The organism is Methylobacterium sp. CM6247 (assembly GCF_054817925.1).
In genome coordinates, this window is sequence record NZ_JBTXKX010000003.1 from 3,355,139 (window position 1) to 3,377,915 (window position 22,777).

Genomic DNA, 22,777 nt, shown 5'->3' on the forward strand with positions numbered 1-22,777 from the left:
CGCGGGGGAGGGTGCCTGCGGAGCAGGCGGGAGAGGGGTCGACCTCTCCGGAACCCGCGCTCCCCTCTCCCGACCCGCTTCGCGGGCAACCCTCTCCCGCAGAGGGGAGAGGGAGAGACCCACACCATGTCGAGACACCGGGAGACGGCCTATGGTCCTGAATGGAACGACCCGAACGGTGTCTCCTGGATCAGCCTCCCATCCTCGCTCTCGTCCCGATGCGCCGGAGCGCAGAGCCGGCCTCGACGAGGTACTCCGGAAGCCCCGAAACGACCCGGAGCCCTCCTTCACGGCCCGGCCCGTCACCTTCCCGTTCTCCGCCATCGTCGGCCAGGATGAGATGCGGCGAGCCCTGATGATCGCGGCGGTAGACCCCTCCGTGGGCGGCGTCCTCGTCTTCGGCGACCGGGGCACCGGCAAGTCCACCGCGATCCGGGGCCTCGCCGCCCTGCTGCCGCCGATGAAGGCAGTGATCGGCTGTCCCTATTCCTGCGATCCCGCCAAACCCGCCGGCGAATGCCCGCATTGTTCCGGCCGCGCCGATGAGAGGCAAAGCCACCTCGCGCCGGTGCCGGTGGTGGACCTGCCGCTGGGTGCCACCGAGGACCGGGTGGTGGGCGCGCTCGACTTGGAGAGAGCGCTCACCCGTGGCGAGAAGGCGTTCGAGCCGGGGCTGCTGGCCCGCGCCAATCGCGGCTTCCTCTATATCGACGAGGTCAACCTCCTCGACGATCACCTCGTCGATCTCCTCCTCGACGTGGCGGCCTCCGGGATCAACACCGTGGAGCGCGAGGGGTTGAGCGTCCGGCACCCGGCGAAATTCGTTCTGGTGGGCAGCGGCAACCCGGAGGAGGGCGAGCTGCGGCCCCAGCTCCTCGACCGGTTCGGCCTCGCCGTGGAGGTGACGACGCCGACGGACCTGCCCACCCGCATCGACGTGGTGCGCCGGCGCGACGCCTATGAGCGCGACCCCGCGGGGTTCTGCGCCAGCTATGCCAAGGCCGACCGGGCGCTGCAGAAGTGCCTCACCGCCGCCAGGGCGCGCCTTCCCGGGCTCGACGTCCCCGATGCGACCCTGGAGGCCGCGGCCCGGCTCTGCCTCGCTCTGGGCACCGACGGCCTGCGCGGCGAGCTGACTTTGATGCGCACCGCCCGGGCGCTGGCCGCCTATGAGGGGGCCGACACCGTGGGAATCGAGCATCTCCGGCAGGTCGCGCCGTCGGCCTTGCGCCACCGCCTGCGCCGCAACCCGCTCGACGAATCTGGCTCCACCGCCCGCGTCGCGAGGGCGGTGGAGGAGGTGCTGGGCTCGTGAGCGAGAGTTCGGCGATCTGGGCCGACGCCCTGCGTGTCGCCCGGCTCGTGGCCGCCGACCCGCATGGCTGCGGCGGCGTGGTGGTGCGCGCCGGAGCCGGCCCGGTGCGCGACCGCTGGCTCGAGATCCTTCGCGAAAACCTCAACCCCGGCAAGCCGTTACGGCGGATGCCGGCGGGGATCGCCGAGGATCGACTGATCGGCGGGCTCGACCTCGCGGCGACGCTTGGCGCCGGGCGGCCGGTGGCCCAGGCCGGGCTGCTGGCTGAGGCCGATGGGGGACTGCTCGTCGCCGCGATGGCCGAGCGGATGGGGCAGGGCACCGCCGCGCAGCTCGCCGCCGCCCTCGATACCGGGCGTCTGAGGGTGGAGCGGGACGGGCTGGCGGAGACCCGGCCGGCGCGGTTCGGGCTCGTCCTCCTCGACGAGGGGATCGGCGAGGACGAGGCCGCCCCGGCCTCCCTGACCGATCGGCTGGCCTTCCATCTCGACCTCACGACCGTGCCGCCGAGCGCCATGCGAGGGGTGCTTCGACCGCCATGCGACGGCCTTTCGCCGGAATCCGAAACACCGCCGCATGGCGGTGCGCGGAGCGGCCACGATCCCGTCGCCGAGCTGAGCGAGGTCGCGGCCCGGCTCGGCATCGCCTCGTTGCGCGCGCCGCTCCTCGCCCTCCGGGTGGCCCGCCTCCTCGCCCGCCTCGACGGGCGCGCCGAGACCGCCGAGGCGGATGCGCGGGAGGCCGCGCGCCTCGTCCTCGGCCACCGCGCCACCCGCCTGCCGGACCGCGAGTCGTCCCCCGGGGAGGAGCCGGAGGAGGGCGAGCCGTCGCCCCCCGAACAGGCGCCCGCCGAACAGCGGGAGCCCGGCCCCGAGCCGGAGGAGGGCACGGGCCAGGCGAGCGAGGACCGCATCGTCGAGGCCGCCCGCGCCGCGATTCCCGTCGGGCTCCTGGCGATGCTGATGCGGGACGGCCCGCGCCTGCGGATGCCGAGGGCCGGCAAGGCCGGGGCGAAGGCCGTCTCCGCCCGCTCCGGCCGCCCCATGGGCGCGCGGCCGGGCGATCCGCGACGGGCCCGGCTTGATCTCATCGCGACCCTGCGCGCCGCAGCCCCGTGGCAGGGCCTCCGCCGGCGGGAGGAGGGGGGCGGCACCCGTCTCATGATCCGCCCCGACGACATCCGAATCACCCGGTTCCGGCAGCGGACCGAGACCACGACGATCTTCACCGTGGACGCCTCCGGCTCCTCCGCCCTGGAGCGGCTGGCCGAGGCCAAGGGCGCCGTCGAGCTCCTCCTCGCCGAGGCCTATACGCGGCGGGACAAGGTCGCCCTGGTGGCGTTTCGGGGGGCCGGCGCGGAGCTGGTCCTCGCGCCGACGCGCTCCCTGGTGCGGGCGCGGCGCGGGCTCGCCGCCCTGCCCGGAGGCGGCGGGACGCCGCTCGCCGCCGGCATCGACGCCGCCGGAAAGGTGGCCCTCGGGGTCCGGCGCGGCGGCGGGACGCCGGTGGTGGTGATGCTCACCGATGGGAGGGCCAACGTCGCCCGCTCTGGAATCGCCGGGCGGGAGCGGGCGGGCGAGGATTCGCTCAAAGCCGCCCGCCTTTTCCGCGAGGCGGATGTCCGCGCCATCCTGATCGACACGGCTCAGCGACCGCAGGATTCGGCGCGCCGCCTCGCCGCCGCCATGGGGGCGCGCTATCTGCCCCTGCCCCATGCCGATGCGGGGGCGATGAGCGCCGCGATCCGGTCGGCGAGGGAATAAAGGGTTCCAACATGCGCGCGCCCGCCGAACGACCCCGCTGGGAGAGCGAGGGCGCCGACTGGCCGCACCGCGAGGCGAGCCGCTTCGTCACGGCCTCCGGCCTCTCGTGGCACATCCAGGAGATGGGGGAGGACGGGGCCTCGACCGTGCTGCTGCTCCACGGCACGGGGGCCGCCACCCATTCCTGGCGTGGGCTGATGCCGCTCCTGGCGACGCGGTTCCGAATCGTTGCCCCGGACCTGCCGGGCCACGGCTTCACCGACCCGCTCCCCGCCGCGCGGCTCTCCCTGCCGGGGATGGCGAGCGCCGTGGGCGACCTCCTCGACAGCCTCGACCTCCGCCCGAAACTGGTCGTCGGCCATTCGGCGGGGGCGGCGCTCCTGGTCCGGCTCTGCCTCGACGGGCGGATCGCGCCCGATCTCCTGGTGGCGCTCAACGGCGCGCTCACGCCGTTTCCCGGCCTCGCCTCGGTGCTGTTCCCCAGCATGGCGCGGCTGCTCTTCCTCAACCCGGTCACCCCTAAACTCTTCGCCTGGACCGCCGACCGCCCGGCGGTGGAGCGCCTGATTCGCGGCACCGGCTCGCGCCTCGACCCCCAGGGGCTCGACCTCTACCGACGCCTGTTCCGCACACCCGGCCACGTGGCCGGAGCCCTCGGCATGATGGCGAACTGGGACCTCGCCACCCTCGACCGCGCCATAACCCGCCTCGCCACCCCGACGCTCCTCGTGGTCGGCAGCGAGGACAAGGCCATCTCCCCCGACACCGCCTTCGCCCTGAAGAAGCGCCTGACCCACGCCCGCGTGGAGTTGCTGCGCGGCCTCGGCCACCTCGCGCATGAAGAGGCGCCGGAGAAGGTGGCGGAGGTGATTTTTGGGGCGATGGATTTGGCGGTGGGGGAGGGGGTTGGGGCCGGGGTTACTGTGTTGCCGTGAAGATGGGTGGGTGGTGTTTCGGTTCGAGTCTTGGCCGCGAGGTCTTCAGTGGGCGGATGTCCATGAGTCAGCTTTTCAGCTACAGGCTTAATGATGCGGACATTGCCACACCACCGGCGCACGACCCTTCGCAGACATTGAATTAGTCACGCCAGATCAATTAGCAAAAAATCAAAACGGCCCAATAATAACAACGAACAACGCAAAATTATTTTGCGTAATGTATTTTTGTAAATTTTTCTTGAATTTCACTAACGATCTTTGTATTATAGGACGGTATCGTTAAAATATTATCAAAATCTTTTACTTAAAAATTCAATTAAAAATGGTATGTATCTATCTACTTGCTCACGGTCGCTCTGTTTTTCTTCATCCGAGAGTTCGTCATACGTTGTAGCAATTTGTCTCTCCCACTTCGCGACAAGGTCGGCAGGAATGATGAGCGAGCCGTCGGGCTGCTTTACACACTTAGAATGCATGTAAGCCTGCCAATGGGCCCATCGCTGATGCTCGATAGAGCTAAGTCCCTCCCGTGCACCCTCGAGTGCCTGTTTCAGCTTCGAGGCTTCCATAATCAAACAAGCCCTTCGTTGGCGAGCCGCCTGTAATGTTCGCCGAGAGATGTGAGTTTACAGCTCTTACTATGCAACGCGGCATAGTACATATGCTTTTCAGCAATAGGAACCAACAAGTTTACACGATTATACTTTTGAAGAATAGCGAATATTTCATTCTTGTCGGGGTCAGCCGTTTCCTCGGTTGGCTCATAAGACGGGTCGAGATGAAACTCGAATCCCGGCTCTGGAAAAAATTCTGCAATACGATGTAAGTCAGCCAATTCCAAAGGTGCTTGAACCTGTCGCAACGACACAAAAGTTTCTACGTTCGTTTTGAAGACCGGTCGTTGATTCCATTCCCCCAGTGATTGGTCTATATGCGCGTAAACACTACCCGGCGTCACCTTACCAATAAGGTTTGCAGCAGCTCCATACAAAGCATCAATCAGAAGCCCCGTGAACACACCCCCACCGTTTTCCTCAGCCGCATATTGCTTTTTGGTCGAAGCAGTAAGGATGGTTACACCCTCTGCGATCTCGGAGACCTGCGGGATGATAGCTCGGTCACCAATGGCACCACTGTGGCAGCTATCAAGGATAATAATCCTATTGCTGGCATTGCTTTTATTGGCGAACAGCATAATCTCGGAGAGAGGGAAACCATCATCCCCAGTTTCACAATCACTCGCACAGAGAAAGCCGCCCGTAGCCTCAATGTATCCATGACCCGCAAAATACAGCAACGCAAGCTCGCCTTTGTCAGAGAATAAGTCCTCCACCGCCTGCTTAAGCTGCTTTCTAGTCACCATCTCTCCGGGGCCGGTACTCACCAGAAGGCGAGTACCGAAGTTGACCGAACCGTCTGCATTGCGGTCCAGCGCAGCTTTGACAGCATGAGCATCATTTACACAGCCGGTCAAACCTTCGATTGAGGCATAATAGTCGATACCAACTATCAGAGCTTTGCGAGCCATTCCATCCTCTACAGGCTATCGATGAAATCAGATATATTTTTGTCTGACCACTCGTAAGTCGTCACGCCATCAATCTGACTTCTATCATCTTTATACGCCCAAATACCGCGAATTTTCTTAGCTTCTTCCTTCGCGCAGGCGATCTCCCACTTTTGGCCGGATGATTTGGCAGAGTTTTTGCTGACTAGTACTATCACACCGTCAGAACGCTTGATTCGGGTGCGCACACGAGCTTTCCACTCCTCATCATAGGGCTCTTTTACGGACATATCCGTGAACTCATATGGCGCCCGAGGATGAAGCCGTTGCCCGATGAAAAGGTTTCGCTGATCCTCGTCCTCGATCGCAAACGCGATGAAGACCACCTTCTTGTCCGCCATTGATTAAACTCTCCTACCCCACGTACTTTATCGGTGGTATCTATCGACAACCAACGGTAGTGGCATTTGGTTTCACAGATTTCACCCAACTTGCCGTGGTATCGTTTTTTCCTTCCAAAGCGACCCGATCTGACGCCGACAGGCGGCATAGGCCGGGAAGGCAAGTCCTCCCTGTTGTATAAATATGCCAGATAAATGGAACCCTATCGCTAATATAATCAATAATAACGGGGAAGCTCAGGAGGAATCAAATGCCTGATATGAAAGATTTGGTAAACGTCCAGCTTGTAATTGCCTTTATCGTTCCTGGACTGATTATTACCTATGTTCGGTCACGGTTTATTGCTGGGCGCATGGAAAAAATGTCCGATGCAATTCTTGCGTATCTATCCCTAACATTCGTATATTACGGAATAACGCTACCGCTCATCACCTACATATTTGTTTTACCCGCTGGAATGTTAAAGATCCTCAGCTGGTGGCTGCTGATTGCGGTTGGCCCGGCATTCTTCGGCATGCTGCTTGGGGTAGGCGCACAGTACGGGTGGGTTAGACGGATCGCTCACAAGCTTGGCATGAGGCCGGTCCACAGTACTCCGAATTCCTGGGATTGGCGGTTTAGCCGCTGCGCAGGTCAGCAGTTCATCATGGTCACAATGGCGGACGGCTCGACGGCGACGGGTATTTTTGGCGCATTATCGTTCGCTTCCTCTGACCCCAGCGAACGTGATATTTACATCGAGGAGTTGTGGGATGTGCCGGATAATGGCAGTGTCTGGACACGACAGGAGCCCCGCCGAGGCATCCTGATTCCTGCAAAGGAAATCCGCTACGTCAACTTCTGGAATGACTGATGAGTGACAAGCCAAAATTTTCCGGTAGCGCCTCCAAGCCGCACATCACCAATGACGTACGTCAGCCGGTCAGGATAGATCGTGGACACCAACCAGCGTTTACCCCCAACAACCCGGGGGCGGGCCACCAGCCGACCGGAACGGGCACACCAAACCCGCCAAGCGGCGGCAGCGGCGTAAAGCCTGCGCCTACGAAGAAATAGCTTCACAAGGCGGCAGCGTAGAAAAAGCTACAGCCTGGTTATAAGGCTATGCGGAGGTAGGTATGCAAATACACCCACCTTCGCCTCCAAGTAGTTGACTACTGCCTGCGGAAAGCTGGGTTTGCAACATGGCCCGGAGATAACGTTGCTATACAGGTGTCCTTGTCGGGCGTTTCCTCCCTAGACCTTTGACCGCTCCTTCGAAACGCACTTTTCTAGTGGGGTTGAGCTTCGAGTTTTTCTAACCGCAGTAGCAGTAGCTGAAATGTAATTATCTGAGACACTCTGACGTCGGCTTCCCAATGCAAGACAAATCTGTTGGATCACTAACCAGTGACTGACTTTGTGAATCGCCAATGGTCTTCGGCATGGCTAGCATGAGTCGAAACGGGCGAGCCGCCAAGATTAAACCGCAGAACCAAGCCCTGCCAAAACTTCCGTGCATTGCCGGCGAGTTATGGTTTGCCTCGGCAAATTTTTGCCCGATGTCGTCAACCTATTTTGATAGTTGGCAATCTCCCGATTCTTCTACCCGGCCGGTGTGACGCCCTCATGCCGTGCTAATCGGCAGCGGCCTCGGCGCTCTGGCCGCCACCATCAGGTTAGGGGCTACCGCGTCATAGTGTGGTAGCGGCTCGACCAGCCCGGCGGGTGGGCGGGGGTTCATCGGTATGGCGGCCGCCCCCCCACCGCCGCGTCGTTCCTCTTCGAAGCCCCCCGCATCCTCAAACAGCCCGCACCCCACGCAAAACGCATCCGCTCCGGGGGCGGGCGGGGATGTAGGCGAGGTCGAGGGTGAGGTCCTGAGGGGGGAGGTCGTAGCGCATCGACGTCGCCAGGAGGTGGGCGGCGGTGACGAGCAGGGTCTGCGTGAGGCCCTCGCCGGGGCAGCGGTGTCCGTCCGTGGCCGAGCTGCCGCCATGGGAGATCAGGTCGAACGGATCGATGGTCTCGGTGCGGAACCGGTCCGGGTCGAAGCGGTCCGGCGCGTGCCAGCGGCCCGGATCGTGGTTGGTGCCATAGAGGTCCATGAGCGCCCAATCGCCGAGCTCGAACGCATGGCCGCGCCATTCGAACGGCTCGCGGACCCGCCCGCCGATGAAGGGGATGAACGGATAGGCGCGGCGCACCTCCCAGGCGAAACGCTGGCGCGTGTCCGCGTCCGCCGCGCGGAGGGCCTCGGCCCAATGCGGGTTCTCGTGGAGCGCCATGGCGGCGAACACGACGTAGCGCGCATTCGCCACCGTGGGGCGCAGCAGGTTGATGAGCTCCACGCCGGCCGTCTTCCCGTCGAGGAGGCGGCCCTCGGCGTCGCGATGGGTGGCGACGGTCCGGGCGGGTCCGGGCGGTGCGTCGCTTCGGCCGCCGCGGATCTCCTCGATCCGTGCCCGCGCCCAGCGTTCGGTGCGGGCGCGGAGGAGATGCCCCCGCCAATTGCGCGGCCCGATGGCGCCCGTGCCGTCGACCATGGCGGCGAACTCGGCCGTCCGCGCATCGACCTCGTCCGGGGCCAGCGGAAGACCGACCCAGTCGCACACCGCCTGCGTGATGACGCGGTGCGCCTCGTCGAGGAGCACCACGCTCTCCCTCGCCGCCCAGCGCGGCACGGCCCGGCGCCAATGCTCGGCAAACAGGTCGGCGAAGCGCCGGAGGGCGTCCTCCCCCACCAGCGACAGGAACATCGCCTTGCGGTGGCGATGGGCCTCGCCGTCCATCACCATCACGCTGCCATGGTCCTGGATCAGCGCGAAGGTGGTGGGCGGCAGCGCGTGGCGGCGGGTGAAGCGGTAATGGTCGTAGAAGCGTGACGCCGCCTCCCGGCCGGACAGGCAGACCACCGAACTGAGCATCAGCCGCGCCGCGAACAGCTCCGACCCATGGCGGCGGCAGCGGTTCGGGATGAAGGCATAGCCTTCCGCGAGCAGCGACAGGGTGCTGTCCGGCGCACGCTCCCGGGGAATCGCCGAGCGGTTTCGCCTGTGTCCGTTCATGGCCGACCTTTCTCGAAAGCCTCGCGGAATGCCTCGTCCAAGCCGGGTCAACCTCCGCGAGGCCGCGCGGTTCACCCTCCGCCTTCAACCAAACGTAGAGCCCAGCCAGGCTATAGCGACCCTTTCTCGAAACAAACATAGGCATAAGCCAGGTTAAAAACCTGGGTTAAACCGCACCCTATCCTTGTATAATGGCTTTTTAATCCCGCCTTTCTCGGAACCATGCTTTCGGTTGCTGGTTGATCGGGTCCACCCCCCAACGTAACGGAGGACAGCATGTCTCAATCCAACGACACGCAGGGCAAGTCGGAGCATCGCGGCGGTTCGGGCAACTTCGCCGAGGATCGTGAGCGCGCCTCGGAGGCCGGCTCGAAGGGCGGTCAGGCCAGCGGCGGCAACTTCGCCAACGACCCCCAGCGGGCCTCGGAAGCAGGCTCGAAGGGCGGCCAGCAGAGCGGCGGCAACTTCGCCAACGATCCTCAGCGCGCCTCGGAAGCGGGCAAGAAGGGCGGCGAAGCGAGCCACGGCGGCCGCGGCTAGGACGCACGCGACGCGTCGTGGGACCGGGGGGCGATGCCCCTCGGTCCCCGCGCGCGTGTCATCTGACAGCCGCCGGCCCTGGTCCGTCGGGGGCGATCACACTCAGCTAGTGAATCAGCGCTTGCGTCCGTGATTTTTCGCCTGATAGTGTCACCTTATGTTGACACTCAGCGATGTGCCGATGTCCTCGACCCGGCCGGCCAGACGCCCCCACGCGGTGGTGATCGGCAGCGGCTTCGGAGGGCTCGCCGCCGCCATCCGCCTCGGGGCGCGGGGCTACCGGGTCACGGTGCTGGAGCGGCTGGACCAGCCCGGCGGGCGGGCGCGGGTGCATCGCCAGGACGGCTTCACCTTCGATGCCGGGCCGACCATCGTCACCGCGCCTTTCCTGTTCGAGGAACTCTGGACCCTGTGCGGGCGGCGCATGGAGGACGACGTCGTCCTCGCGCCGATGCTGCCGTTCTACCGCATCCGCTTCGAGGACGGCGCGACCTTCGATTACAGCGGCGATCTCGACGCCATGCGCACCGAGGTCGCGCGGTTCTCGCCCGGGGACGTCGCCGGCTACGAACGCTTCATGGAGCGCTCGCGGGCGATCTGCGAGGTCGGGTTCGAGCGGCTCGGCCACGTGCCTTTCACGTCGGTCTCGGACATGCTGCGGATCATGCCCGATCTGGTGCGTCTCGGCGGACACCGCAGCGTCTACGACGTGGTAGCGAGTTACATCCGCGACGAGCGCCTGCGGACGATCTTCAGCTTCCACCCGCTCCTCATCGGCGGCAGCCCGTTCCGGGCGAGCGCGATCTACTGCCTCATCGCCCATCTCGAACGGCGCTGGGGCGTGCATTTCGCGCTCGGCGGCACCGGTCGCCTGGTGGACGGGCTGGCCGGGCTGATCCGGGGGCAGGGCGGGTCGCTCCGCTGCGGCGCGGAGGTCTCGCGCATCCTGGTGGAGAACGGGGCCGCCACCGGGGTCGCCCTGGCTTCGGGCGAGCGCATCGCCGCCGACATCGTCGTCTCCAACGCAGATTCCGCCTTCACCCACCGCACCCTCCTGCCCGAGGGCGTGAGGCGGCGCTGGACCGACCGCCGGCTCGACCGGTCGCATTCCTCCATGGGCCTGTTCGTCTGGTATTTCGGCACGAACCGGACCTTCCCAGACATCGCCCACCACACCATCCTGATGGGGCCGCGCTATCGCGGGCTCATCGACGACATCTTCCGGCGGAAGGTCCTATCGAAGGATTTCAGCCTCTACCTGCACCGCCCCACCGCCACCGATCCGCTGCTGGCGCCGCCCGGCTGCGATGCGTTCTATGTGCTCTCCCCGGTGCCCAACCTCGCCGGCGGCCAGGATTGGGCGGTGGAGGCGGAGCCCTATCGCCGCGCCATCGAGCAGCATCTCGACGCCACCGTGATGCCGGGCCTGTCGGAGAGCATCGTCACCTCGAAGGTGACGCATCCGGGGGATTTCGCGGCCGATTTACTGAGCTTTCGCGGCTCGGGCTTCGGCCTCGAACCGGTGCTGACGCAATCGGCCTGGTTCCGGCCCCACAACGCCTCCGAGGACGTGGCGCGGCTCTACCTCGTGGGAGCCGGCACCCATCCCGGCGCCGGCCTGCCCGGCGTCCTCTCCTCCGCCCGAATTCTCGATACCGTGGTGCCGGATGCGCGCGTCTTCGCCTGACTTGTCTCGGCTTGACTATTCCCGGCCGCCCCTCTGGGCGATCCCCCATGCGGATGCGGCCGACCATGCCGCGTGCCGGGCGGCGATCCGCACCGGGTCGCGCAGCTTCTTTGCCGCCTCCGCCCTGCTGCCGCCCTCCATCCGCCGGCCGGCCTACGGGCTCTACGCCTTCTGCCGCCTCTCCGACGACGCGGTGGACGACGTGGCCGCGAGCGGCCGCCGCCCAGCCGTGGCGCGGCTGCGGATGCGCCTCGACCGGGCCTATGACGGACGCCCCTGCGACGCCCCGGCGGACCGGGCACTGGCCGACATCGTCTCCGACCACGCCATTCCCCAGGCGCTGCCCGCCGCTTTGATCGAGGGCCTCGCCTGGGACGCAAACGGCCGCCGCTACGAGACGCTTGGCGACCTCACCGCCTATGCGGCGCGGGTCGCCGCCTCGGTCGGCGCGATGATGACCCTGGTCATGGGCGTGCGCGACCCCGACGTGCTCGCCCGCGCCTGCGACCTCGGCATCGCCATGCAATTCACCAATATCGCCCGCGACGTCGGCGAGGACGCGCGGGCAGGCCGGCTCTACCTGCCGCGATCCTGGCTGAGGGAGGCAGGGATCGACCCGGACGCGTTCCTGCGCGCCCCCGCCTTCACGCCCGCCCTCGGCGGGATCATAGCGCGCCTGCTGGCGGCGGCGGAGCTTCTCTACGCGCGCTCGGAATCCGGCATCGCCGGCCTGCCCCCCGCCTGCCGTCCGGCGATCCGCGCGGCGCGGCTGATCTATGCCGAGATCGGCCGCGAGGTGGAGCGGGCCGGCTACGATTCGGTCTCCCGCCGCGCCCGCGTGGACGGGCGCCGGAAGCTCGCGCTCCTCGCCCGCGCCCTGGTCTCGACGGATGACAGGGCGGCCTTGCGCGAAACACCGCTGCCGGAAATCCTGTTCCTGATCGAGGCGGTGGCCGCGCTTCCATCGATGGCCCCGCAGATCCCACCCTGGTGGAACGTACCGGCGCAGGTGGCGCAGGTGCTCGACCTGGTGGAGACCCTGCGCGAGCGTGAGGCGCTCGGCCGCGCGCCCGCCCCCTCGTGAGCGACCGGCTCTTCGCCGCCTTCGACATCGGCCTCGTCTTCGCCCTCGCGCTGGGGCTGGCCCTGTGGCAGCTCATCGTCGTCCGGCGCAGCATCGCCAAGGACCGAGACGACGCCGCCCGCCGCCCGCCGGACGATCCCGCCGGCTGACCGCGTTCCTCTCCCCTTTGGGGCTACCGGATTCACACATCCACTCGACGGCCGTTCGCTCTCTCCAAGAGGTTTCGACTCGAGGCGCGACGGGCTCCCTCTCTTGGAAGGAGAGGGCTGGGGTGAGGTGGGACCCCTCTCCGGAAAGCTCACATACCTCACCCTGTCCCTCTCCTCCTAGTGGTCCAGATCTGACGGATGGTACCCATCCCTAACGTCCGAGATTGATGGATTTGTGCCCGTCTTTTTCTGAGTGCCCGCACGTGGCAGCGGACATCGCTGTCACGCCCGTTTCCGATCCGGCGCAGCCGCCTCTCGATGGCCCGTGCGGCATGAGCGGTGTACCGAAGCCGGAGAAGTTCATTACAGCGGGGTCGAATGATGGTTCTGGTGCGTAGCTTCCAGCGGGAAGATGCCCAGCCGCTGGCTAACCTAATGATTGAGATGGCCGGCTTTTACGGGGCTACAATCGATCCTGATTTGGTAATCACCGAGGACGTCATCCGGCAAGCTCAGAAGGTAAACATAGTTGTTGCGCACGATGATGCCCGACTGCTCGGCTTCGCCACCTTCACGTCGCTTTACCCCGTTCGTGGTCTGCTCGCATTTACCTACGTCCAGCAGATTTATGTAGCCCGTTCCGCACGTCGACTCGGTGTTGCTCAGGCATTGATGGCCGAGGTTGCAAGCACCACGAAAGCCGCAGGCAGCACAAGGATTGAATGGTCCACTTCAGCCGAGAACACAGCGGCGCGGGCGCTCTACGACGGGTTGGGCGCAAACGGGTCCGACAAGGTGTACTACGAGCTTGACGGGGCGGCCCTCGACCGATTGGCCGCTAAGCGGCAGCACGAGTAGCCCTCCTTACTACCTGAGCCGACCTTGTAAGGCGACCTGATTATGACCGCTTTTGGGAAGCCTCGGCGCTTTTCAGAGTGCCCGACATGGGTCGAAAGCAGCCCCGGCAGCGGGTACCAAACGTCGGATTTTCACCACTAGGAGAGAAACCCGCGCTGGCCCGAGACCGCATGGATCGTCCGGAGACGGCATGATCCGATGCGCCAGCCTCACCCCAGCGCGGCGGCGATGCTGCTGGACAATGGCGTCGTCGGGCGGCCGATGAGCGTCGAGAGTTGGCGGCCCTCGTCGAACAGGGCGCCGTGAGCGGCGTCCACATCCCACGCGGCGAGGGAATCGGCCAGGACGTCCGGCAGGCCGAAGCCCTTGAGCAGCGCCGCATAGTCCGACTGCGGCAGGTTCCTGTAGGGGATGTCGCGGCCCGTCTGGCGCGAGAGTTCGGCGGCGAGATCGGCCAGGGTATAGGCCTCGTCCCCCGCCAGTTCGTAGGTTCGCCCCTCATGGCCGTCGCCGGTCAGCACGAGGGCGGCGGCAGCGGCGAAATCGGCCCGCGCGGCCGAGGCGATCCGGCCATCACCGGCGCTGCCGAGGAACGCGCCGCCGGCGAGCGCGCCGGGGATCGAAGCGGTGTAGTTCTCGGTGTACCAGCCGTTCCGCAGGATCGTCGCCGACAGACTCGAGCCCGCGATGGCGGCCTCCGTGGCGCGGTGCTCCCCGGCGAGGCTGAGCGGCGAGGTGTCGGCATGCAGGAGGCTGGTATAGACGAGCCGCCCGATCCCGGCCGCCGTCGCCGCCGCGATGACGGTCTCGTGCTGAGCGACGCGCCGGCCGATTTCGCTCGATGAGATCAGCAGCAGGCGCTCGATGCCCCGGAAGGCCTCGGCCAGGGTCTCGGGCCGCGCATAATCGGCCACCCGCACTGCGACGCCCCGGTCTCGCAGGGCCTGGGCGGCCTCGCTCTCCAGGGATCGCACACCGGCGACGACGGCGCCGGCCGGCACCCGTTCCAGCAGAGCCGCGATGACGAGGCGCCCCAAGTGACCGGAGGCGCCGGTGACGAAGATCGTCGGATGAGTGGTGTCGGACATGGCGGTCTTACCCAGGGTTCACTTTCGGTACAAGGGAACTAAGTGAGACCGCATCGGCTGTGAAGGAGGCAGGATTTTGGGACAAGGTGACGCCGAGGGAACCGCCCCCGCACCGGCTCAGGCCGAATTGGCGCGGACCTTCGCGGGCTGGCGGACGAGGGCGTTCGAGGCCTCCCGCTGTCCCGTCCGCAACGTGCTGGACCGGACCGGCGACAAGTGGTCGATCCTGATCCTCACCGCGCTGGCCGGCGGCCCGCACCGGTTCAGCGCGATCCTCCGGCTGATCCCCGACCTCTCGAAACGCATGCTGACCCAGACCCTGCGCGACCTCGAACGCGACGGCTACATCGCCCGCACGGTCTACCCGACCAAGCCGCCCAGCGTGGATTACCGCCTGACCGATCTCGGCTGCACGCTCATGGAGCCCCTGGCGGCCCTCGTCCGCTGGGCGGAACGGAGCCATGCGGAGATCGAGGCGGCGCGGGTGCGGTTCGATGGAGGTTAGGAGGGGGAGTGGAGTGGGGTTGGCCGGAAGGGCGCGTATCTCGGCGGCTCGGTTCTCCCTCAGAGCCTGTTTGATGTATTTTTCCAAGACCTTACCTCATCCTGAGGTGCCGCGTAGCGGCCTCGAAGGAGGGCTCCAGGGATCGCGCGACCACTGGAGCCCTCCTTCGAGGCCCTTTGCTTGAGCAAAGGGCACCTCAGGATGAGGAGATCTGATTGGATCATCTATTTTGGCATGACAATCCGCTTATAAATCCGATTAAATAGGCTTTATCGGCTACAAATAGGCCCACCTAAAGGCCAACGAAAGCCTCGAACGCCAAGTCATTATTACCCTACTCCAGAGCGATGGCCGCCCTGATTACGATCGTTGGCGAGCGCAACGCCGAGAGCGTTACCCTGGCCGAACGGCACATCCCAGAAGACACCCAAGATTTATAATCTTATTCAGCATTTCATCCGAAAGGGCTCAAAGCAAGGTCCGGCTCTTTAAGGAGCGGGGAAGATCCGACAGAGTACCGTTCCGATGCTATCGCACGGCACACTGGTGAATTGGGTAGACAGCGGTAGACGTCTAACGGATGGAACCCCTACTCTGGGTCGGCTCCCGACCCAGAGTAGCCATGCGCTATGAGTGAAAAATGACGACCGATGCGAAAGCCCTCTGGGACGACCTCAAGGCCGAACTATCGAACCACTCAGGCGAGCCCCATCCAGGGTTTGGCGATCGCGTCGAGAAGGCGATGGCACCAGCTTACGACTTGATAAAGGCTTTCGAGCGGGAGCGGGATCGTCAACCGTTCGCCTCCCAAGCGCCATGTCCCATCTGCGGTATCGGAACGGTGAAATACTGGCGGAATGCGCCGCTGATCGGCGGCATGAAGTGCAGCACGTCCGAGTGCATCACTTTGAGCCTCTGACACAGGCATGTCTGGTATCCACCCGATACAGACGTTTCGGGGCGGGTACCAAGCGTCAGATTTTCACCACGAGCCATCAAGAGATGGGTTTGCCGCAATGAGCAATGCGGACATCACTCAACTCGATTTTTCTGTTTCATGGCTACCCTCGCGGTTTCGAAGCGAACATTTGCATTCCGTAGGTTCGAAAGTCGATCCCGCTGAAGAGTGAGCTTCGCATTTTGAGGCCAACACGCCGCAGAAGCGTCACAGCCCCCCATCACCCCGCCCGCCGCGGCATCCGGAACGGCAGCATGAACTGCACCAGCGGGTTGCGGAATCGGTCGAGGGACAGGCTCTCGTGGACCGGGCGTACGGGTTCGCCGTCGAGGGTCGAGGCGAGGAGCGAGCGGGCGTAGAACGGGGTGTCCTCGAAGGTGCGGACCACCGTGGACGCCCCGTCGTCGCTGCGGGTGGCGCGGGGCATGCGCCAGAACCGCGTCGGCGGCAAAGCGGCGGGGAGCGGCGGGCGGATGTCGCGGCGGGTACCGTCGGCGGCAAAGCGCAGGGACAGGTTCTGGGTGCTGCCGTCGCGGCGGCGCACGTCGTAGAGGATCGCCGACCCGTCCTTCAGATCGGCCCGGCACCAGGTCCAGTCGCGAAAATCCCGGCCGAGGGCGGTGTCACCATGGTTGGTGTCGAAATAGGCGGTGCCGCGCCAGGTCAGGCTCGGGGCGTCGAGGGTCACCTCTACGGGGGAGGAGGGCGCCATCGGCCACCAGCGGTGCCGGCCCTCCGCGTCGAGGGTGAAGGTGTCCCGCGTGAAGCCGTTGGGGCGCAGGCGGATCGTGCCGCGCACCCGCGAGGGGATCGGCGCCGTCACCTCGTCGAGGGTGATGGTGAGGGTGGTCCCGTCCCAGGCGAGACCGCTCGGGCCGATCCGGATCTGCGACGCGTCCCGGCTCAGGGCGTCCCGGCCGCGCTCGGTCATGCAGAAGCGGTTGGCGCGCTCCCCGTAGAGCACGACGTTCATGGTGCAGTGGTTGAACGGGTCGCGGCTGAGGTCCAGGGCGTAATAGGGCGAGAACACGCTGCCGATGAAGGCGATGATCGTGAGCCCCTGGCGCCCGTCCTCGCTCAGGGCGTCGACATACCACCAGACGTAACCGTCCCGGACCACCGGCGTGTCGAAGCGCGGCCCTTCGCGGCGAGATCGGCCAGCAGGCTGTCCGCCGCGATCCGCCCCGATTGCGCCGCCATCGGCACCCCCGGCCCCGGATGGACGCTGCCCCCCGCGAGATACAGCCCCGGCAGCGCCGTCCTGGCGCCCGGACGCTTGAACGAGGCCATCCAGCCGTGCGAGGCCCGGCCGTAGAGGGCGCCCCCCGTCGCCGGAAACAGCCGCTCGAACCCCGCCGGATCGGTAATCACCGTCCCGGGCGTCGCCTCGATCGTCAGCCCGCATTCCGTCAGCTTGCGACGTAGGTTGGTCTCGCATGTGGCGATCTCCGTAGGGGCGAGGGGGCGCTCCCGGCCGAGGGCCGGGGCGTTGACGAGGCAAAGCAGGCGCTCGGGTCGGTCGAGGGCCGAATCGTCGTCGGCGCGGTCCTGCGCGCAGACATAGATTGTGGGATCATCGGGAAGCCGGCCGGCGCGGAGCTCCGCGAACTCGGCGGCGTAATTGCCCGAAAAGAACACGTTGTGCCGCACCAGCGGGAAGCCCGAGGTTCGGGCCTTCGCGCAGAGCGTCACCGCCGAGAGGGAGCGGGCTTTCGGCGGCACCGCCTCCACGGCCCGCGCCGCACGCACGCCGAACAGGCCCGCGCCGAGGGCCGCCGCATCGGCATTGGCCACCACGAGATCGGCCGCGATCCGCTCGCCATCGGCGAGGTCGACACCGACGATGCCGCGCCCGTTCTCCACCGCGATGGCGGCCACCTCGGCGCGATAGCGGATGCGGGCGCCGTTCTCCTGCGCCAGTTCGGCCATGATCGCGGCGAGGCGACTGAGACCGCCCTCCACATGCCAGACGCCCTGGCTCTCCACATGCGCCACCAGCATCAGCGTCGCCGGGGCCTCGAAGGGCGAGGAGCCGCAATAGGTGGCGTAGCGCCCGAACAACTGGCGCAGGCGCGGATCGCGAAAGTATTCGCCCAGCGCCCCCCACAGGGTGGTGAAGGGCTGGATGCGCAGCAAGCCGCCGAGCCCCGACAGGCCGACGCGGCGGCCGAGATCGACCGGGCTCGGCCGCTCGCCCCGGATGAACGGCCCTTCCAGCGTGCCGTAGACCTCCGCCGCGCGGGCACGGAAGCGGCGATAGCCGTCCTCCTCGCGGGGGCCGGCAAAGGCGCGGATCGTCGCCGCCGATTCCTCGGGATCGGCGAACAGGTCGAGGCGCTGGTCCGCCCCCCAGGCATGGCGGGCGAGGATGGAGGCCGGGCTCAGCCTCACGCGATCCGACAGGTCGGCGCCGCACTCCGAAAAGATCTCCTCGAAGACCCAGCGCATGGTGAAGACGGTGGGGCCGGCCTCCACCCGTGCCCCGTCCGCCGCGACGCTGCGCATCTTGCCACCGGGCGCGGTCGCGCGCTCCAGCACGGTGACGTCGAGCCCCGCATGGGCGAGGCGCAGGGCCGCCACCAGCCCGCCGATTCCCGCTCCGATCACCGCAACCCGCTGCGCCGCCACTGTGTCACCTGTTTCTGCCTTGACGAATGTCAATAATATCTGACACTTTGCAATGGCAATACGAAAAGACACCAGGGAGTGGCGCCATGGATGCCAACCGTCGGATCGAGCAGGCTCTCGACGCTGCCGTCGCCCATGCGGAGGCGCCCGGCGCGCCGCCGCTCCTGGCGGAAGCCATCCGCTACGCGGTCTTTCCCGGCGGCCACCGCATCCGCCCGCGCCTCTGCCTCTCGGTGGCGAAAGCCTGCGGCGACGACGATCCGGCGGCCTCCGACGCGGCGGCGGCGGCGATCGAACTCCTCCACTGCGCCTCCCTGGTCCATGACGACCTGCCCTGTTTCGACGATGCGCCGATGCGGCGGCAGAAACCCTCGGTCCATGCCGCCTTCGGCGAGCCCCTGGCGGTGCTGACCGGGGATGCGCTCATCGTCTCGGCCTTCGAGACCCTGGCGCGGGGTGCTGCGCGCTCGCCGGCCCGGCTCGCCGCCCTCGTCGGCCTCGTCGCCCGCGCGGCGGGATCACCCAATGGCATCGCCGCCGGGCAGGCCTGGGAATCGGAGCGGCATGTGGGGCTCACCGAGTACCAGCAGGCCAAGACCGGCGCGCTGTTTGCGGCGGCCACCGTCACCGGCGCGGCGGCGGCAGGCGCACAGGCGCTGCCGTGGCGGCTCCTTGGGGAATGCCTCGGCGAGGCCTATCAGGTCGCCGACGACCTGCGCGACGTCGCCTGCCGCCAGGAGGAGGTCGGCAAGCCGGTGGGCCGCGACGCCACGTTGGGCCGGCCCAACGCCGCCGCCCTGCTCGGCATGGCCGGGGCGCTCTCGCGGCTCAAGCGCCTCGTGCGGGAAGCCGTGGAGGTGATCCCCGCCTGCCCCGGCGCCGACGAACTCCGCGCCGAGATCGAGGCGCAGACGCGCCTGTTCCTGCCGGCGAGCCTCGCGCGGGAATTGGCGTGAGCGGGGCTTGCCCCGATGTTGCGGGCCGATTCCGCGCCTGACGCAACGCCGATCATGAACCCTCCCCCCTCTGCGGGGGAGGGTGCCTGCGGAGCAGGCGGGAGAGGGGGCGACCTCTCCGGAGATGGCGCTCCCCTCTCCCGACCCTCGCTGACGCGAGGGCCACCCTCCCCCGCAGAGGGGGGAGGGCGACAGCGCGCCCTGCCTTTGCGCGAGCGCTGGCTCGCCTTCCGCAACCGCACCATCGCCAATCCGGCCTTCCAGCGCTGGGCCGCCGCCTTCCCCCTCACGCGGGGGATCGCGCGGCGCAACACCCGCGCGCTGTTCGATCTCTGCGCCGGCTTCGTCTATTCGCAGACCCTGTTCGCCTGCATCAGGCTCGACCTGTTCGCCATCCTCGCCCCCGGCCCGCTCGGGCTCGAGGCCCTGGCCGAGCGGACCTGCCTGCGGCCGGAACGGGCGCTTCGCCTGCTGGACGCCGCCGCCTCGCTCCACCTGCTGCGGCGCCTGCCCGACGGGCGCTTCGCCCTGGCCGATCTCGGCGCGGCGCTGATCGGCAACCCGTCCATCGCCGCGATGATCGAGCACCACGCGCTCCTCTACGAGGATCTGCGTGACCCGGTGGCGCTCCTGCGCGAGGAGGGGGGCACGAGCCGCCTCGCCGCCTACTGGCCCTATGCGGGCGCGGCCGGCGACACGGCGATCCCGGCCGAGGCGGTGGCGGACTACTCGACCCTCATGGCCGCCTCCCAATCCCTCATCGCCGAGGACATCCTCGATGCCTATCCGATGCACCGGCACCGCCTGCTGATGGATGTGGGGGGCGGCGAGGGGGCTTTCCTCCGCACGGTCATGCGGGCGACGCCCGGCCTCGCCGTCCGGCTGTTCGACCTGCCGGCGGTGGCCGCCCGCGCCACGGAGCGTTTCGCGGCCGAGGGCCTGTCCCACCGCGCCGAAGCCCAGGGCGGCAGTTTCCGCACCGCGCCCCTGCCGAAGGGCGCCGACGCCATCTCCCTCGTCCGGGTCGTCCACGACCATGACGACGACACCGTCCGCCTGCTCCTGCGCGCCGCCTACGACGCGCTCGGCGATGGCGGCACGCTCCTGATCGCCGAGCCGATGGCCGGGACGGCGGGGGCCGAGCCGGTCACCGACGCCTATTTCGGCTTCTACCTGCTGGCGATGGGAAGCGGCCGCTGCCGCCGCCCCGCCGAGCTGACCGCGCTTCTCCACGAGGCCGGATTTCGCGAGTGCCGCGAGATCCCGACGCGGCGCACGCTCCTGACCCGCCTGCTGGTGTCCAGACGAATTGACACGCTGCAGCGTAAGTAAGACTTGACGAATAAAAGTGTCAATCTAGGATGACACATCGAACATGGTCTGAACCCGTCTCCATCGGGTCGAGGCAAGAAACAGGGGAGGGTCGACCACAATGCACGCGCTCGCCGTCCTCTTCGAACGCCCCGAACAGCTGTCGCTCGCCGAACTCGCCCTGGATGCTCCGGGCCCGGCCGACGCGGTGGTCGAGACCTTGTGGAGCGGCATCAGCACCGGCACCGAGCGCCTGCTCTGGACGGGCCGGATGCCGCCCTTTCCTGGCATGGGCTATCCGCTGGTCCCCGGCTACGAATCGGTGGGAGAGGTGGTGGAAGCCGGCCCCGCCTCCGGCCTCGCCGTCGGGCAGCGGGTCTTCGTGCCCGGCGCCCGCTGCTTCGGCCCGGTGCGCGGCCTGTTCGGCGGCGCGGCCTCGCGCCTGGTGAGCGAAGGCGCGCGCCTCGTTCCCATCGATGCGGATCTGCGCGAACACGGAATCCTGATCGCCCTCGCGGCCACCGCCTACCATGCACTCCACGCGCGTCCCGAAGGCCGCTCGCTCATCGTCGGTCACGGGGTGCTCGGGCGGCTTCTCGCCCGCCTCACACGGATCGCCGGCGGCGAGCCGGTGGTGTGGGAAACGAACGCGGTGCGGGCCACGGGCGCGCAGGGCTACGAGGTCCTGCATCCCGATGCGGACGAGACCCGCGATTACGGCTCCATCACCGATGTCAGCGGCGACGCCGCGATCCTCGACACGCTGATCGGGCGGCTCAGGCCCGGCGGCGAGATCGTGCTCGCCGGTTTCTACGAGGCGCCGCTCTCCTTCGCCTTCCCGCCCGCCTTCCTGCGCGAGGCCCGCATCCGCGTCGCCGCCCAGTGGCGGCCGGACGATCTCGCCGCGGTTCTGACCCTGATCGAAGGGGGGCGTCTCTCCCTCGACGGGCTGATCACCCATCGCGAAACGGCGGCGCACGCGCCGTCTGCCTATCGCACGGCGTTCGGTGAGCCCGAATGCCTGAAGATGATCCTCGATTGGAGAGCCGCTTCATGAACATGCAGCTGAACGGAGCCGCACTCCTGTGCGCCGAAGCCGCCATCGAGCCGGATGCGGCCCCCGTCTCCGCCACCAAGGAGACGCAGATCATCGCGATCTACGGCAAGGGCGGCATCGGCAAGTCGTTCACGCTGGCCAATCTCAGCTACATGATGGCCCAGCAGGGCAAGAAGGTCCTGCTCATCGGCTGCGACCCGAAGAGCGACACCACCTCGCTCCTGTTCGGCGGCCGCGCCTGCCCGACCATCATCGAGACCTCCACCAAGAAGAAACTCGCCGGCGAGCAGGTCGCCATCGGCGATGTCTGCTTCAAGCGCGACGGCGTCTACGCCATGGAGCTCGGCGGCCCGGAAGTCGGGCGCGGCTGCGGCGGGCGCGGCATCATCCACGGTTTCGAACTGCTGGAGAAGCTCGGCTTCCACGAATGGGGCTTCGACTACGTCCTGCTCGACTTCCTCGGCGACGTGGTCTGCGGCGGCTTCGGCCTGCCGATCGCCCGCGACATGTGCCAGAAGGTCATCGTCGTCGGCTCGAACGATCTTCAATCGTTGTATGTGGCCAACAACGTCTGCTCGGCGGTGGAATACTTCCGCAAGCTCGGCGGCAACGTGGGTGTGGGCGGCCTCGTCATCAACAAGGACGACGGCACCGGCGAGGCCCAGGCCTTCGCCGCCGCCGTTGGCATCCCGGTCCTGGCCTCGATCCCGGCCGATGACGATATCCGCAAGAAGAGCGCGAATTACGAAATCATCGGCCGGCCCGAGAGCCGATGGGGCTCGCTCTTCGCGGATCTGGCCCAGAACGTCCACGACGCCGCGGCCAACCACCCGACGCCGCTCTCCCAGGACGGGTTGCTCGGCCTGTTCAAGGGCGAGGCCGTGGGCCGCGGCGTCACCCTGGTCCCCGCCACCTTCGAGGATATGTGCGGCACGGCCCTGGTCGTGAAGCCGTCCCTCGAAGTCGTCTACGACGAGGTCTGAC

General features: G+C 66.9%; 22 protein-coding genes. 15 read left to right on the forward strand and 7 right to left on the reverse strand.

Annotated features, from left to right (window positions below):
• Window positions 1-178: 178 nt before the first annotated feature.
• The 3 genes from bchI to bchO are packed head-to-tail and all read left to right on the forward strand — an operon-like array spanning window position 179 to window position 4,013.
• Window positions 179-1,315, forward strand: a complete 1,137-nt coding sequence (gene bchI, locus ACYQOP_RS16770; RefSeq protein WP_461223128.1) for a magnesium chelatase ATPase subunit I — start codon at window positions 179-181, stop codon at window positions 1,313-1,315.
• Window positions 1,312-3,078, forward strand: a complete 1,767-nt coding sequence (locus ACYQOP_RS16775; protein WP_461223129.1) for a magnesium chelatase subunit D — start codon at window positions 1,312-1,314, stop codon at window positions 3,076-3,078. Before bchI ends, ACYQOP_RS16775 begins: the two co-directional genes overlap by 4 nt.
• An 11-nt stretch (window positions 3,079-3,089) precedes the next feature.
• Window positions 3,090-4,013 (forward strand): alpha/beta fold hydrolase BchO, encoded by a 924-nt coding sequence (gene bchO / locus ACYQOP_RS16780; RefSeq protein WP_461223130.1) that lies wholly within the window; start codon window positions 3,090-3,092, stop codon window positions 4,011-4,013.
• Between the two features lie 293 nt (window positions 4,014-4,306).
• On the opposite strand, the gene ACYQOP_RS16785 is transcribed toward bchO, so the two are convergent.
• From ACYQOP_RS16785 to ACYQOP_RS16795, 3 genes are read right to left on the reverse strand one after another with little or no spacing between them, the layout of a single operon-like run.
• Complete coding sequence (locus ACYQOP_RS16785) at window positions 4,307-4,585, reverse strand: hypothetical protein (protein WP_461223131.1); 279 nt, start codon at window positions 4,583-4,585, stop codon at window positions 4,307-4,309.
• Window positions 4,586-4,587: 2 nt separating this feature from the next.
• Entirely contained in the window at window positions 4,588-5,544 is a 957-nt protein-coding gene (locus tag ACYQOP_RS16790; protein WP_461223132.1) for a caspase family protein, read from the reverse strand.
• An 8-nt stretch (window positions 5,545-5,552) separates the two neighbouring features.
• The gene (locus tag ACYQOP_RS16795) at window positions 5,553-5,924 is read right to left on the reverse strand and encodes a TIR domain-containing protein (protein ID WP_461223133.1); all 372 of its coding nucleotides are present in this window, start codon (window positions 5,922-5,924) and stop codon (window positions 5,553-5,555) included.
• A gap of 251 nt (window positions 5,925-6,175) precedes the next feature.
• On the opposite strand from ACYQOP_RS16795, the gene ACYQOP_RS16800 reads away from it, so the two are divergent.
• Window positions 6,176-6,778 (forward strand): DUF6338 family protein, encoded by a 603-nt coding sequence (locus tag ACYQOP_RS16800; RefSeq protein ID WP_461223134.1) that lies wholly within the window; start codon window positions 6,176-6,178, stop codon window positions 6,776-6,778.
• A gap of 928 nt (window positions 6,779-7,706) precedes the next feature.
• Here the strand turns inward: ACYQOP_RS16800 and ACYQOP_RS16805 are convergent.
• Complete coding sequence (locus ACYQOP_RS16805; protein WP_461223135.1) at window positions 7,707-8,972, reverse strand: cytochrome P450; 1,266 nt, start codon at window positions 8,970-8,972, stop codon at window positions 7,707-7,709.
• 276 nt (window positions 8,973-9,248) lie between these two features.
• Here ACYQOP_RS16805 and ACYQOP_RS16810 point away from each other — a divergent pair, with 276 nt between their 5' ends.
• The 5 genes from ACYQOP_RS16810 (at window position 9,249) to ACYQOP_RS16830 (ending at window position 13,290) form a co-directional block, all read left to right on the forward strand.
• Window positions 9,249-9,512: a con-10 family general stress protein gene (locus ACYQOP_RS16810; protein ID WP_311273842.1), complete on the forward strand. Its 264-nt coding sequence runs from the start codon at window positions 9,249-9,251 to the stop codon at window positions 9,510-9,512.
• Between the two features lie 157 nt (window positions 9,513-9,669).
• On the forward strand, window positions 9,670-11,199 hold the full coding sequence (locus ACYQOP_RS16815) for a phytoene desaturase (RefSeq protein ID WP_461223136.1): 1,530 nt from the start codon (window positions 9,670-9,672) through the stop codon (window positions 11,197-11,199).
• A complete protein-coding gene (locus ACYQOP_RS16820; protein ID WP_461223137.1) occupies window positions 11,180-12,283 on the forward strand; it encodes a phytoene/squalene synthase family protein in 1,104 nt (367 codons plus the stop codon). Before ACYQOP_RS16815 ends, ACYQOP_RS16820 begins: the two co-directional genes overlap by 20 nt.
• Entirely contained in the window at window positions 12,280-12,432 is a 153-nt protein-coding gene (locus ACYQOP_RS16825) for a hypothetical protein (protein WP_461223138.1), read from the forward strand. The genes ACYQOP_RS16820 and ACYQOP_RS16825 overlap by 4 nt, the downstream gene beginning before the upstream one ends.
• Before the next feature lie 378 nt (window positions 12,433-12,810).
• Window positions 12,811-13,290 (forward strand): GNAT family N-acetyltransferase, encoded by a 480-nt coding sequence (locus ACYQOP_RS16830; protein ID WP_461223139.1) that lies wholly within the window; start codon window positions 12,811-12,813, stop codon window positions 13,288-13,290.
• A 209-nt stretch (window positions 13,291-13,499) separates the two neighbouring features.
• On the opposite strand, the gene ACYQOP_RS16835 is transcribed toward ACYQOP_RS16830, so the two are convergent.
• Complete coding sequence (locus ACYQOP_RS16835; protein ID WP_461223140.1) at window positions 13,500-14,378, reverse strand: SDR family oxidoreductase; 879 nt, start codon at window positions 14,376-14,378, stop codon at window positions 13,500-13,502.
• A 76-nt stretch (window positions 14,379-14,454) separates the two neighbouring features.
• Between ACYQOP_RS16835 and ACYQOP_RS16840 the strand changes: the two genes are divergently transcribed.
• Both ACYQOP_RS16840 and ACYQOP_RS16845 read left to right on the forward strand, forming a co-directional pair.
• On the forward strand, window positions 14,455-14,883 hold the full coding sequence (locus tag ACYQOP_RS16840) for a winged helix-turn-helix transcriptional regulator (protein WP_461223141.1): 429 nt from the start codon (window positions 14,455-14,457) through the stop codon (window positions 14,881-14,883).
• Window positions 14,884-15,523: 640 nt separating this feature from the next.
• Window positions 15,524-15,802 (forward strand): hypothetical protein, encoded by a 279-nt coding sequence (locus ACYQOP_RS16845; protein ID WP_461223143.1) that lies wholly within the window; start codon window positions 15,524-15,526, stop codon window positions 15,800-15,802.
• A gap of 259 nt (window positions 15,803-16,061) precedes the next feature.
• Here the strand turns inward: ACYQOP_RS16845 and ACYQOP_RS16850 are convergent, their stop codons facing one another.
• On the reverse strand, window positions 16,062-16,961 hold the full coding sequence (locus tag ACYQOP_RS16850; RefSeq protein ID WP_461223144.1) for a carotenoid 1,2-hydratase: 900 nt from the start codon (window positions 16,959-16,961) through the stop codon (window positions 16,062-16,064).
• Window positions 16,919-18,469 (reverse strand): 1-hydroxycarotenoid 3,4-desaturase CrtD, encoded by a 1,551-nt coding sequence (gene crtD / locus ACYQOP_RS16855; RefSeq protein ID WP_461223146.1) that lies wholly within the window; start codon window positions 18,467-18,469, stop codon window positions 16,919-16,921. Before crtD ends, ACYQOP_RS16850 begins: the two co-directional genes overlap by 43 nt.
• 86 nt (window positions 18,470-18,555) lie before the next feature.
• Between crtD and ACYQOP_RS16860 the strand changes: the two genes are divergently transcribed.
• The 4 genes from ACYQOP_RS16860 to ACYQOP_RS16875 all read left to right on the forward strand — a co-directional run bounded on the left by ACYQOP_RS16860 (window position 18,556) and on the right by ACYQOP_RS16875 (window position 22,776).
• Window positions 18,556-19,425 carry a polyprenyl synthetase family protein gene (locus ACYQOP_RS16860; protein ID WP_419953722.1) on the forward strand — a complete coding sequence of 290 codons (870 nt, stop codon included), beginning with the start codon at window positions 18,556-18,558 and terminating at the stop codon, window positions 19,423-19,425.
• A 150-nt stretch (window positions 19,426-19,575) separates the two neighbouring features.
• The gene (locus tag ACYQOP_RS16865) at window positions 19,576-20,757 is read left to right on the forward strand and encodes a methyltransferase (RefSeq protein ID WP_461225358.1); all 1,182 of its coding nucleotides are present in this window, start codon (window positions 19,576-19,578) and stop codon (window positions 20,755-20,757) included.
• 100 nt (window positions 20,758-20,857) lie between these two features.
• Window positions 20,858-21,793, forward strand: coding sequence for a chlorophyll synthesis pathway protein BchC (bchC, locus tag ACYQOP_RS16870; protein ID WP_461223147.1), 936 nt, complete (start codon window positions 20,858-20,860; stop codon window positions 21,791-21,793).
• Window positions 21,790-22,776, forward strand: coding sequence for a chlorophyllide a reductase iron protein subunit X (locus ACYQOP_RS16875; RefSeq protein ID WP_461223148.1), 987 nt, complete (start codon window positions 21,790-21,792; stop codon window positions 22,774-22,776). Before bchC ends, ACYQOP_RS16875 begins: the two co-directional genes overlap by 4 nt.
• Window position 22,777: the final 1 nt, after the last annotated feature.